We start from the raw sequence: 14,471 nt of genomic DNA on the forward strand, positions 1-14,471 counted from the left end.
ATGAACCAATCATTAAAAGAAAAAATTAAACTTATTCCACATCTTCCTGGGGTATATTTATGAAAAAATATTGATAATGAAATTATTTATATCGGTAAAGCTAAGGATTTGAATAATAGAATTAACCAATACCTTCAAGGATCAATTAATTCTTATAAAACTAAAAAAATGATGCAAGAAGTTAGTGATATTGAAATCATTATTTGTGCTAATGAACATGAAAGCTTTATTAAAGAACAAAATTACATCAAACAGCATGTTCCTAAGTACAATATTGCTTTATTAGATGATAAATATTATCCATATTTAGTTGTAAGCTTAAAAACTAATAAATTAGAAATCAAAAAGAAAAATAGCATCAATAAAAAAGAAAAAGCTTTTTATTATGGTCCATTTTCACCTAAATATCGCTTAAGACATTTAATCAAAATTCTTGAACGAGAATTTTTATATGATAATGGATTAAAAATCAATAATAATGATTATTGATTTTGATTAAACAAATACAATCAAATTAAAGAAATACTTAAGCTTAAAAATAATAATTTTATTAATCATCTAACTAGTCAAATGGAACAAAATAGTTTAATTTTAAACTATGAAATTGCTATGGAATATCGTGATGCTGTAGTTTTACTTCAAGCATTAAAAGATAAACAAATTCCTAAAATTAGTAATCAGCACAATGTTGATGTTTTTTCTTTTAAAGTGATTGATAATTGATTGGTTATTTATGTTTCTTTATACCAATATGGTATTCCTATGGAAAATAAAAGTTACCTTTTTGAAATTAAGAATAATTTAGATTTAATGATTAATGATTTTTTAGAGCAATATTATCAATTAAATGATGATCCTTCAGTTATTTTAATTGATACAAATAATTTGGATATAACTTTAGATTTTAGCTATCAAAATAAAATTTCTCATACTAAAAATGAATTTCTTAATTTATTAGAAATTAATCAAACTAATTTAAATAATTTTATTAATCTTGAATTTGAGCAACATAAACAAAAATATCTTCAACATCAACAGTTAAATAATGAAGTAAATATGATTTTTAATGAGTCTAAACAAGTTAATAACTTATTTTTATTTGATAACTCATTTATTAATGACAAATATCTTGTAGGAGTTGTTATTGCTTATACTAATTTAATTAGAAATAATAAGTTAAATCGTAAGTTCAATCACATTAATCTGCAAAAACAACTAGCAAAACACGGAGATCCTATGTATATGTATCTCACAGTTAGTAAATACCTTCAACAAAATCATCTTTTTTTAACTAATGATGATATTTTTATTGTTGATGGAGCAAAAGCACAAATTGATCAAGCTCTATACGCTTTAAAAGAGTTTAATTTAGAAAACAAAATTAAAGTTTTTGGTTTGATTAAAGATCAAAACCATAAAACTAGAGCTTTAATCAATGCTAAAGGACAAGAAATTCAAATAACTAATAACTTATTTAAATTTCTTACTAATTGTCAATTTGAAGTAGATAAATATGCTAAACAATATATGAATAAAAATCTTACTAATAACTCTTTAAGTAGTGGATTATTAAAAATTAAAGGTATAGGACCTAAAACTGAAACCATTTTATTAAAACATTTTTTAAACTACAGCAACATTTATAATGCTAGCTTTGAAGAATTATCTAAAGTAATTAATCCAATCAAAGCACAAAACATTAGAGATTGGGTTGAAAGTAATAAAAAAATCTAATTTTAGCAAGAAATATCGCATTATATAAATAACTTTATGATAAAATAAACGTATGCAAAAACATTCAACAATTTTTAATTTTATTATTAATATTATTAATAATTTTTAAAGTACAATCTGTTGTTTTAACAGATTGAAAACATATTAGAAATCTGTTAATGTTTTATATAACTATAGAGGAGCTTTTACCATAAGTAAGTATTCTGAGCCGCAAGCAATGATGATACCTAAAGGGGATAAAAGCCGAATTATTCTAAATGGCAATTTGGGATAATGGTAGAAAAGCATAAAAGATTTCTACTCTGGTTTATACCAAGGTGCTATAGAATTACTAAGTTAATAAAATTATTTAAAAATAAATTATTAGTTTTGTAGTTTAAGCACTACAAAACTTTTTTTATTTTAAGGAGAAATTATGGCTAAACAATATGCAAAATATAGTGATGTACCAGCTAAATACCGTTGAGATTTAGAAGATATTTTAAAAAATAAAACTCTAGACCAATTAGTAGCAGAATACAAAGCAATTAAAGAACAAAGAATTGCAAATAAAGATTCTAAATACCAAGATATTGAATCATATATTGCTGATATTAAACTTCAAGAGCAAGAAACAATGTTAAGTTATAAAATTAGCAACTATTTATCAAACAAATTAAACACTAATTTAATTGATACTGAATTTAGAACTAAAGAACAAGAAATAGATTTCTTATCACAACAACTTTCAGAACAATTTGGTTCTGAAACCAATAGATTCTTTGCCAATATTGAAAAAATGAAACAATGAAAAGATGATCCAAGATTAAAAGATTATAAAAGAGATATTGAAGATTTAATTTTAGAATATGAGCATAAATTAGATGATTCAGTTGAAGAATTTATTGTTAAATCATCATTCTTTGAACCTGATCCACATGCTATTTTTAGCATTATTACCAATAGTGAATTAGATTATGGAACTGTAGTTTCATCAAAAGGTAAGAAAATTAAATTAAATCCTGCTAATCGTTCAGAATTATTAAAATCAGATGATAAACAAATTCGTAAAGGTGCTTATACTAATTACTGAAACGCTTATTATAAACACAAAGATTCTTTAGCTTCGACCTTACACCAGCACTTTAAAGCCATTGTAGGTAGTGCTAAAATGCGTAAATATAATTCAGCAGTTGAAATGTTAACTAAAAGTGACAGAATGACTGATGAATTATTAATGAATTTATTCACTCAAGTTAAAACTCATTCTAAGAAACTTAAAAAATATGCTTCATTAACTAAAAAATTCTATAAAGCTAAATTTAATAGCAAAATGGAAAAATGAGATACTGCTAGAGAATTAGTTCAAGTTAAATCAACTTATACTGTTGAAGAAGCTCAAGAAATAGTTAAAAAAGCTTTAGAACCTTTTGGAACAGAATATATGAGTCAAATTAATTTAGCATTTAGTGAAAATTGAATTGATTATATGAATGTTAAAAATAAACGTAGTGGTGCTTATAGTATTGGTGGAACTTTTGGAATTGATAAAAAATATATTTTAATGAACTTCGATGAAGAATTAAGAAGTGTTGAAACTCTAGCTCATGAATTAGGGCATTCAATGCACTCATACTTTTCTGATACACGTAATTCATTAAACAATAGTCAATATCCTATTTTCTTAGCTGAAATTGCTTCTATTTTTAATGAGTTAATGTTATTTGATTATTTATTAAAAACATCAGATAATGATAAATTAAAATTCAAAATTCTTGATAGTATGATTAGCGGATTTATTGGTACGGTTTTACGTCAAGTGGAATGAGCTAATTATGAATATTTATTATACGATGGAATAGCTAAAGGAAATATTGCTCCAGATTATCAAACTATTAGTAAGTTATACTACCAAAACTCATTAGATTATTCATTAAGTAATAAAACTAAAAAATACAAAGATAAAGATAATATTGCTAGTGTTTATGTACCACATTATTACTATGGATTTTATGTTTATAAATATGCTATTGGTCAATTAGTAGCGTTATACTTCTTTAGTCAATATAAAAAAGAAGGACCTAGTGCTTTAGAAAATTACATTAATAATTTCTTAAGTGCAGGAGGGTCAGATTATCCAATTAACATCCTTAAAAAAGTAGGAGTTGATTTAATGGATGATAATTTTTACACTCAAGGATTTGATTATGTAGTTGAATTAATCAAAGATTGAGAAAAACTAGGTAAAAAACTATTTATTAAAAAATAAGGAGAAATATGAAAATAAAAAGAATATTGCTTCCACTTATAGGAACAGGTTCCTTAATGACTTTAGCAGCAGCCATTAGTTGTTCTAACGCTAATTCAACTAAAAAAACATTTGATTCTAAAAAAGCACTTGCTTCAAAAGGTAATTTAGAACAACAAATAGCTGATGTTAATGAAAAATTAAACACTCAAAATCAACTTTTAAATCAACTAACTTCGTTAATTAACGAATATAAAGATCAGTTAGCTGATTTAAAAAATGAAAGCAATAAATTAATTAATGATAATTTATTGTTAAATAATGAAATTGAATATATTAAAACTTTTGGTTCAAAAGATTTAACTTATATTATTGATCAATATCTTAACTTAAAAGATGTTGATCTTGAAGATAGCGATTCTTTTACTAAATATTTTTATCATTTTGTATCTAGTCAATCAGCAGACATTGATAGTTTAACCAAAGATACTTCTTTAAAAAATCAAACACAAGCTTTATGAGATCAAATTAATAAACTTGATTGAGCTAATACTCAAGTTAGCCAATTAATTGCTAGTGTTAAAGATTTAGTAGAAAAAAGTAAATTAAAAATTGATTTATCAGAGTTATTTCCTGAAAAAGAAAATACTAATGCCGCTTCAGCAAAAATAGTTACTGAAGTTAAAACATACATCGATCAACAATTTGCTAGTGAAATTGAAAGCTTAGATAATAAAGTTTCAAGCTTAACTACTAAATTAACAACTGCATTAACTTTTGGCAATCAAGAACAAAGAGATAGCAAGATTGAAGAATATTCAAAAGAATTTCAACAAAATGAAGAATCTAGAATAGAAAAAAGTGCTCAATATCGTGATATTAAAGCTAAATTAGTTAAATTAGAAAATCAAAACAATAAACAAATTGATGCTGCTAAAGCTGAAATTGATAAATTAACTGCTCAAAAAATTAAATTAGAAAAAGAATACCAAGTTGTACTAGGTGATTTATATATTAATCAAATTGAAAATCTTGATGAAGATGGTATAACAGATGCAGAAGCAGGTACTGGTAATTATTTAACTAAAGACGAAGTTAAAAACTTATTAGTTAATAACTATAAATTTGAACAATTAACTCCTTCATTTGCGGCTACTGCAAAAAGTAGATACTTTATTAATGATTATAATTCAACTTATAGTGCTCCAGTATTCCTTTATGATACTTCTATTGTTAGTGGAAGTAAAAATGATCCATTTAAAGATACTGCAACTGCTGACTTATTCCAAAGAGAACACAAAGGTAGAAGTATTATTAAAAACTTTATCACTAGCATAGATTCAACAAAAGGAACATATAAAGAAGAACATTATGTTACAAAACCTTCATTTTGAAGATATAAACTTGAACTTGCAGATGCTATTATAGTTACTGTGAAAGAAAATGATCAACTTAAAGAATATACATTTGATCAAGATGATGCTTGATTAGTAGAAAGACCTAAAACTAAAGAAATTACTTATTATATAGATGGTAAAACTAAAAAAACTGAAGAAATTAAAGTTTACTCAAATACTTCAGTTCAAAGACGTTCAAGCAACCCTCGTTCTATAAACTCTGACGAGTTTGATAAAAAATTAAAAGATGCAATTAATGTTAAATTTAGAATTAGAAAAAATGGATTTTGAACTAATTCAAATGGAGAAGCTACTAAATACCATATTAAAGCTAAAGACTTTGCTATTGGTTATTTAAGAACCAAAATGTATGACACAGATTATAGAGATAGTCATGGTGGAAGCAAAAATTTAGATGATTTAATAAGAAAAATATTTATTAGTCCAGGTAATAACTTCACTCCAAAAAGTAAATATGGAAACGAGTATTTATTTAACTTATTTAACGTAAGTTCAGATAAATTAGCTTCAGTTAAAGATGCTGTAGAATACGCTGATGGAAATGAATATTTTGTAGCTCATAAAAAGAATGAAAAAGAAGAAACTGATTGAAAAGCTTTCTTAGAAAACATAATTACAAGTTATACAGTTCAACCAGCACCTTCAGAATACATTGAAGAACAAAACATTAACAATAATGTTCCATTATGAGCTCAAACTCAATTAAGCCCTGCAGAATTAAATAATATTAAAGATCAAATTAGTAGTAATGCTCTTGGTTTAGCAAGACAATCAGGAGTTTATTGATATGGTTTTGATATTAAAAGCACTTTATTTGCCGGTAAGTATTATGGAGTAGATTACAACACTGATACTTTATCAATTGAAACTAGATTAAATACTAATTATTGAGATACTAAATTCACTTCTGATCCTCAAACCATTTTAAAATTCATTAATAAATATCAAAACCGTAGTCAAGATGCAGCCGCTTATGCAGCTCAATCATTTAACTTATATATTGCTGGATTATCTTCAAGTGTGGCTTTTGGTAATTTATCAGAACAAAACATTGCAAAAGTTAAATTAAATCCTGAAAAATATGGTTTAACTCAAAGACAATCACTTAATAAATCAAGCTTAACTTCAAAAATTGTTTGAAGTCTTACTCCAAGTAAAAACAAAGACGCTAATACATTCTACAATGATGCATTTGCTAAATTATTCTGAGGAACTGATGCTCAAAGTTTAAGAGATGGAACTGCTAAAAATACAGTTATTCATGCAAGTAGTGGTATTGCTAATGAGTTTAGAAGTATTTTAACTTCAAGTTTAAACTGACAACAACTTGCTGCTCAAATTAATTCTCCAAGAGAAGTATTACCTTGAATTTCGGGTTTTGCTCCTGATTCAAGAATTAATGGAGATGATAAAGATACTTCATTACCAAAAGATAAATGAACCCCAAGAGGCAATTGAGATTTCTTAAACTCAACTTTCGTAGTTGATGCTAAAACTGGAGAAAGAATTGATTTTGGTAAAAATTCTGATGGTAAAGATATTGGTACTTTATTAAAACCTCAAGACACCAATGTTAATGGTCTTCCTGCAGAAGAAGAAGTTAGAACTGTGGCATTTAAAGTTTTAAAAGCTAAAATGAAACAATTATTAGATGATTTCTATGCACAAAATCCTGAGCTTCAAGGTCAAAAAATTTCTGCAACTTTATACTATAGATATACAAACTATAGTGATAAACAAGTTAATGCTTATAATTTAGCAGTTAGATCATGAAACGCTTTAGATGATAGATTAGATTTCAAACTTAAAAAACCTGATAATACCAAAGATTTCTTAAGCTACTACTTAAATTCATCAATCCCAATTGCATTAGTTGGTTGAGGGTATGATTATGATGGTATTGGTTCAGGATTTGATGGATATTCATGATCAGCAAACTTAATGAATATTTTAGTTTCAATTTGAAACGATGAAAAATATAGAGATTATATGGCTAAAGCATATCCTGAAATCAAACGTGCTTCAGACTTATTAAAAACCTTTACTTCTAATCCGGATGTAAATTACAGATTTTCAATTGATCCAAGCAAATGAGGCGAATTAACTTCTGCTGAAATTAATGATTTATCTGATTTATTAGGAGCAAAGAAATTTGAAAATGGAAAATTAGTTAATTTAGATCAAGCTACAATGAACTTACCAGATAATGAAAAATATCAAACTGGAGGTACTATTTCATCTAGATTCTGATTGTTCTATACTGATCAATCTAATAAAAAACAAATTATTGATTTAGCTCAAGAATTTACCAATATGCTTGGTAATTCATTAAACCCAACAATTAGCATTTCACAAAGTCCATTTGTTAATGTTATTGTTAATCCAAATTACATCATACCTTCAAACTTATCAGATTATGCTGATTTAACTCAATACCGTGTAGTAAATGGAAAATAAAGAAAGGACTAAATGTTAAAATATATTTCACAACGTATAGCATTTGCTTTTTTAACATTATTTGTGATTATAGTAATTGTTTTTTTAATGGTTGCTCAATTCTCAGATAACCCTTTTGCTAGAAAAGCACTTGATCTAGCGGGTGCAGCAGGTGCTGATAAAGCAACTGACAACACTGCTCAAATAAAAATTTACTTTGATGAATCAGTTAGGCATCATTTAACACCTGCTGGTTTAAACTTTGAAGAAGTTAAAAACACATGAACCACTTTAAAAGTTAATCCAATCATTCGTTTAGGATACTGATTCCAAAATTTATTCACCAATCACGCTAATCCTTTTGGTGAACCTTATGATCCTGAAATTCTTAAAAATACCGGAACTTCAACCATTCCACAATTCTTCTTTTCATATTTAAGATTTTCAGCAATCATTACAGTTCCTGCATTTATTATTAGTGTAATTGCGGGAATCACTTTAGGAATTGTTGCTGGATATAAAAGAGGAACTATGTTTGATGCAGCAATCAACTTATTTGCATTATTCTTTGTTGCTTTACCATCATTTGTTATAGCTCCTATTTTGATCTCAATCTTACTTTCAGCTAATGTTCCACCTGTATTTTTAAACCCTGTTGATCCTAATGTTTTACAAACTTCAGGATGAGGACAAATTATTACTTCTTGATTAGCACCTATTTTCATTATTGCATTAGGTTCATTATCAGGTTATATTACATATACTAGAAACCAAGTTATAACAGTTTTAACTTCTAACTATGTTTTAATTGCTAAATCTAAAGGTTTATCAACTAAAGAGATTTTCTTTAAATATGTTTTAAGAAATATTTCTATTCCTTTGGCAGCTGTTTTAATTCCTTCATATATTGGACTACTTACAGGAGGAATTGTTATTGAAACATATTGAAGAGTACCTGGTACTTCATATGTAATTTCTCAAGCTTTCCCTAATGGAGAGATTAATATCATTATGTTTAACTTAGTATTCTTTACTAGTTTAAGCGTCTTTACAACTATTTTAGTGGATGTATCATTCACATTCTTAGATCCAAGAATTAAATATGGATCAAAAAATCCATACAGCTACTTACAATTTTATAAAGCTCACCGTAGCAGAGAAAAAGAATTTAAAGAATATATTATAGGAGGTGGAAATGAATTCTAATGAATTTAACAAAAAATATAATTTATCATTAGGAAAAGTTGCACCTGCTTTAAAAACTTTTGCTCCTAAAGGTAATGAAAACTTTGGTAATATTGCTGGTAAACCTAAAAAATTAGTTATTGAAATCTTTAAAAGATTTATGTCTAACTGAGTAGCTTTATTATTCTTTGTGTTATTCATTATTTTACTTTTAACAGCTATTATTGTAACTTCAACTGCAAGTTATAGTGCTAGCAAACCAATTTCAGATACTTTAAAATTACACTTAGTTAATGACAAAACTGAAGTAATTGGTTCAAGTTCATTTTCAAGAAACCTCCCTCCTCTTTATAGTCCTTGAGTTGATTCAACTAACTTCTTAGTTGGTGGTAAAAATTATGAATCACTTTCATCAGATTGAACCACTAAATATGATGGTTATATTTGAAAAAACATTATTGCTCCAAACGGTGATTTAAGTCACTCTGTTAAACTTGTAACTAATGAAAATGGAGTAGTAGTTAGATATATTAATGCTTATAACTTTTACAAAGCTGATTCATTAGCAATTGTTTTAGCTAAATCATTTGAAGGACAAAATCTTGATAGTGTTTCTAATGATAAATTATTAGCAAGTATTAATCAAGCTTTAGCAGTTAATAATGACTTTAAATTACACACTTATTTAGGTACTTCTAGTGTTGGAATTGATGTTTGAACACAATCATGAGTGGGTACTTGACAAGCAATTAAACTTGCTTTAATTGTTGCTATTATTCAAACTATTATTGGTGTATCAGTTGGAGTATATTTAGGATTCCACGTAGGTACTTTAATTGATACCATCATTATGCGTTTAATTGATATCTTTGTTGCTCCTCCAACATTGATTTGATTATTATTATTCGCTTCAACTTTTGGAACTAGTGATTTAACTTTAGGAATTGCTTTAGTATTCACTGGATGAGTTGGAGCTGTTGGTGGTGCTAGATTATTCACCATTACAGTTAGAGATTCAGAATTTATTACAGCAAGTAAATCAATTGGTGCTTCAAAAGCAAGATTAATTTACAAACATGCTCTTCCTGCAATTATTGGAAAAATTGCCACTAGATTCGTTGGTTCAATTCCATCAATCATTGTTTCTGTATCATCATTAGCATTCTTAGGTTTCTTTAAATCTGATGATGTTAACTTAGGAGCAATCTTATCAAAAGCTCCTGCAGAAGCTGATTCAAACATTTGAATCTTACTTTTACCTGCAGCTATCTTATTATTAATATCAGTATCACTTCACTTTACAGCTTTAGGAGTTCATGATGCTCTTGATCCTAAAGTAATCCGTGGAAAATAGGAGACTTATGGAACAAACAAATGAAAAATTATTAGATGTTAAAAATCTAAAAGTTAGTTTTAAAATTAAAAGAAATAAGTTCATCACTATTGTTCGTGGTATTGATTTAGATATAAATAGAGGTCAAATTGTTGGACTTGTTGGAGAAAGTGGTAGTGGTAAATCAGTTACTTCTAAATCTTTACTTTACATTAATGACAATGCCTTTATTACTGCTGATGTTGCAAGTATTGATGGAATAGATTTAACTTTAAGTAATAAAAATAAATTCTGAGAAAAAATTAGAGGTCATAAAATTGGATATATTCCTCAAGATCCATTAACCTCATTAAATCCAACTAGAAAAATTGGAAAACAATTATTAGACGCTTTAAATAAAAATGAAGATTGAAAAAAGCGTCCAACTTATATCAAACGTAAATACTTAGTTCAATTATTAGAAAAATTTGGAATCAGAAATGCTAATGCGGTTTTTGATATGTATCCTCATACACTTAGTGGTGGAATGAAACAAAGAATCGTTATTACTATGGTTGTTGCTTTAAAACCAAGTTTAATTATTGGTGATGAACCTACTACTGCTTTAGATCCTACAGTTCAAGCATCAGTTTTAGCTTTATTTGAACAAATTAGAAAAGAACTAAATATTTCAATTATTTTAATTAGCCACAACATTTCTGTTGTTGCTAAATTCTGTGATTATATTTATGTAATGTATGCTGGTAAAATTGTTGAAAAAGGTACTAAAGAAGAAATCTTTACCGTTCCTGCTCACCCATATACTTGAGCTTTAATTTCTGCTATTCCAGAAAATAAAGAAGATCGTTTATATTCAATTAAAGGAACACCTCCTGATATGACTAATTTACCTTTAGGTGATGCTTTTGCCCCTAGAAATGATTATGCTTTAGAAATTGACTTTTTAAAAGAACCACCATTATTCCAAATCACAGATACTCATTATGCAGCTACTTGATTACTTCATCCTGAAGCTCCAAAAGTTAGCTTACCAAAAGAATTACAAGAAAGATTAAACAGTTTTAAAGAGGTATTTAATGAAAAATAATGAACAATTACAAAATGCTAAACCAATTTTAGAAGTAAATAACCTTAAAAAATATTTCTTAAATAAAGGTATTGTAAATAAAGCTGTTGATAATGTTTCTTTCACTGTTAAAGAAGGTGAGATTTTAGGACTTATTGGAGAATCTGGAAGTGGTAAAACCACAGTTGGTAGATCATTATTAAGATTATATGATGATTACAATGGGTTTGTTAGATTAGATGGTCAAATCATTTCAGGTAAAAGAATTTCACGTAAAAGACGTAAATTCATGCATAAAAATATTCAAATGATCTTCCAAGATCCTATGGCTTCATTAAATGGTCAAAATACTATTTTCACCATTTTAAAAGAACCATTAATCGTTAATGGAGTAATTAATTCAAAAATTAAAGACTTAAGTTCAGATTGAAATGATGTTAAAAATAACTTCCACTATACTTTTTTAGAAGCGTCATTACAATTTGAATTAGAAAACTTAAAAATTTCTAATCAATATTGAGAACCATTTTTAACTAAATGACAAAAAGAATTTCAAAATATTGAGTTTTTAACTAATGAAACAAATGAAGATATGTTTAATTCATACTTCTCATATTTAGAAGAAAAAAATAAAATTAATTCAATAGTAATTAATAACTTATATAACAATAATGAAAAATTAATTAATCTTTATAATCAAAAACAAAAAGATTTTAGAGATCAAAACATTGATTTTGATGAAGTAGAACTTGAAAAAGCTAAATCAGAATACAAAAAAGCACTATTACACGCTAAACATACAGCTAAATACTATGAATTAAAACAAAAAATCGCTCACCAAAAAGAAAAAATAGCTGATTTAAAAAGCGATATGGAACAAGTGGTTGATATTGCTACTAACTCATTAAATAACTTCATTAATGAGTTAAAAAATGAAACTTTAATGTATCGTAATGAAGCTTTTTCAGCTACTATGTTAGATTTATATTTACACAAATATAAGTTATATATCACTAATAAAAAAATTCTTAAAGAATTAAAATTACAACGTAGTTCATTAAAATACTTAAGTTTTAATGAACTAAAAGATTTAAGTGCTGATTTAAACACTTATTTAAAAACTTTTTATCAAAAGCATTTAAATATTAATCCTTTAACTTTTGAACAAAACACTAAATCTTCTACTATTGAAATTTCTGATGTTAGTTTTGAAGAGCAATTTAAAAAGATTAAAGTAGCTAAATTATCAGATATCACTAATCATTTTAAAACTCTTGTTGAACAAAATTTTGATTTTGATTTTGAGAGATTTATTACTATATCTAACCAAAGACATAATAAATATAATCAAGAGTTAAATGAACAAAATGAAATTCTAAATGCTTTAGTTGCTGAAGCAGAAACAGAAAAAGCTATTTCAGTTTCAGATAATCAAGATACTATTGCTAAAGCTAAAATTAATATGGATCAAGCTCAAAAAGTGTTTGATCAAGAATTGGCTAAATACATTGAACAATATAATGTAAGAATTGAACAATTAAGAAATGAAATTGATCAGCAAACTAAAAAACGTGATGAATTAGTTTCTTTAGAAAAAGAGCATGATAAAACGTTTTTTGCAACTCACAAACAATTTGTTCAATTCTATAAAGAAAATATGATTAATGTAGCTAAAAAGAAAGTATTAGATTGTGTTAAAACTTTATCATTAAAAGATAAAATTCAATATTACATTAATCCAAACAAATTATTAAATCCAACTTTTAAACCAATTTATGTTAACTATCGTCAAAAATTAATTGAATTAAAAGTTTATGAAACTAATGTTACTCAAAGATTAAATGGTATAGATTCTTTTGGTGTTGAATTAAAAAACCTTAATAAAGATTTAAATAAAATTAAAACTTTATTAGGAATTAATTCATTAAATATTGCTGGATTAGATAAAAAATGAAGCAATGTGCTTGATTTAGTACTAAAACCAATTAGATTAAGTAATCTTAAGAAACTATTTATCAAAAATACCATTTATAAAGCTTTAGAAGATGTTGGGTTATTAAAACAATTTGCTTATAGATATCCTCATGAATTCTCGGGAGGACAAAGACAAAGAATTGTTATCGCTAGAGCTTTAATTACTGAACCTAAAATCATTGTAGCTGATGAACCAATTGCTTCATTAGATATTTCAATTCAAGCTCAAGTTGTTAACTTGTTAAAAGATTTATGTAAAAATAAAAATATTGGAATGGTCTTTATTGCTCATGATTTATCTATGATTGAATATATTGCTGATCAAGTTCAAATTATGCACTTAGGTAAAATTGTTGAATTTGGTGATACTGAAGCTATTTATGCTAATCCAATTCATCCATACACAATCAACTTATTTAAAGCTATTCCTAAAATTTCAAATGCTAATGAAAAATTCCAAGATGTTAAATTTGAAATTTCATACTTACAAGAACAACAATATCCAAATATCCCATCAGTACATTGTGTTGAAAAAGATAAACACTTTGTATTTGGAACAAAACAACAATTTGATAAATGAATGAAATTAAATTATCACAATGAAAAATAAAATTAAAAATAAACTAATTAAAGAATTTGGTTCATTAAGATTTTGATTAATTAATTTAGGATTCTTAATATTAGGAATAACCTTATTCTTGCTATCATATTTTTATAAAAACAGTGATTCTAACTATGCTAGAAGAACTTTATTAGATAGTATTAGTTTTTCATCTTATATAGTAGCTTTAGTAAGTATCTTATTTATTGTTTTTAAACTAGGATTTTTATCTAATGTTATTAAGAACTTTAAAGAAGGTAGAGCAAGTTATAAAAAAGCTGCTGAAGAACGTAAGTTAAAAAAGATGACCCCAAAAGAGAAAGAAGTTTATTTAAAACTCCAAAAGAAAGATCTTGAAAAAAAGCAAAATCAACCTAAAAAAACTTTATTTCCTTTTATCTTTGTTTTCTTACTCTATGGAATTCCATCAATTGTTTTTATTATCATTGCATTAACTGTATAGAAAAAAGCGCCGGATTATGAAGGCGCTTTTTATA

General features: G+C 26.3%; 8 protein-coding genes and 1 riboswitch. All 8 genes read left to right on the plus strand.

Translation table 4 applies throughout. The features are described from left to right. The 8 genes from GE118_RS02145 (at position 1) to GE118_RS02180 (ending at position 14,437) form a co-directional block, all read left to right on the plus strand. Positions 1-1,734 carry a GIY-YIG nuclease family protein gene (locus GE118_RS02145; protein WP_158763813.1) on the plus strand — a complete coding sequence of 578 codons (1,734 nt, stop codon included), beginning with the start codon at positions 1-3 and terminating at the stop codon, positions 1,732-1,734. Positions 1,735-1,900: 166 nt separating this feature from the next. Then, positions 1,901-2,065: riboswitch (Lysine riboswitch) on the plus strand. Between the two features lie 84 nt (positions 2,066-2,149). After that, positions 2,150-3,982 (plus strand): oligoendopeptidase F, encoded by a 1,833-nt coding sequence (gene pepF / locus GE118_RS02150; RefSeq protein ID WP_233262738.1) that lies wholly within the window; start codon positions 2,150-2,152, stop codon positions 3,980-3,982. An 8-nt stretch (positions 3,983-3,990) separates the two neighbouring features. Next, positions 3,991-7,836, plus strand: a complete 3,846-nt coding sequence (locus GE118_RS02155; RefSeq protein WP_158763814.1) for an OppA family ABC transporter substrate-binding lipoprotein — start codon at positions 3,991-3,993, stop codon at positions 7,834-7,836. Positions 7,837-7,923: 87 nt separating this feature from the next. Beyond that, the gene (locus tag GE118_RS02160; protein WP_370452018.1) at positions 7,924-9,021 is read left to right on the plus strand and encodes an ABC transporter permease; all 1,098 of its coding nucleotides are present in this window, start codon (positions 7,924-7,926) and stop codon (positions 9,019-9,021) included. Beyond that, entirely contained in the window at positions 9,011-10,354 is a 1,344-nt protein-coding gene (locus tag GE118_RS02165; protein ID WP_158763816.1) for an ABC transporter permease, read from the plus strand. Before GE118_RS02160 ends, GE118_RS02165 begins: the two co-directional genes overlap by 11 nt. A gap of 7 nt (positions 10,355-10,361) precedes the next feature. After that, positions 10,362-11,420, plus strand: coding sequence for an ABC transporter ATP-binding protein (locus GE118_RS02170; RefSeq protein WP_158763817.1), 1,059 nt, complete (start codon positions 10,362-10,364; stop codon positions 11,418-11,420). Next, positions 11,410-13,983 carry an ATP-binding cassette domain-containing protein gene (locus GE118_RS02175; protein ID WP_158763818.1) on the plus strand — a complete coding sequence of 858 codons (2,574 nt, stop codon included), beginning with the start codon at positions 11,410-11,412 and terminating at the stop codon, positions 13,981-13,983. Before GE118_RS02170 ends, GE118_RS02175 begins: the two co-directional genes overlap by 11 nt. After that, positions 13,973-14,437: a DUF3899 domain-containing protein gene (locus GE118_RS02180; RefSeq protein ID WP_158763819.1), complete on the plus strand. Its 465-nt coding sequence runs from the start codon at positions 13,973-13,975 to the stop codon at positions 14,435-14,437. Before GE118_RS02175 ends, GE118_RS02180 begins: the two co-directional genes overlap by 11 nt. Positions 14,438-14,471 lie beyond the last annotated feature (34 nt).

It is taken from the genome of Mycoplasma sp. NEAQ87857, from assembly GCF_009792315.1.
Lineage (GTDB): Bacteria > Bacillota_I > Bacilli_A > Mycoplasmatales > Metamycoplasmataceae > Mycoplasmopsis.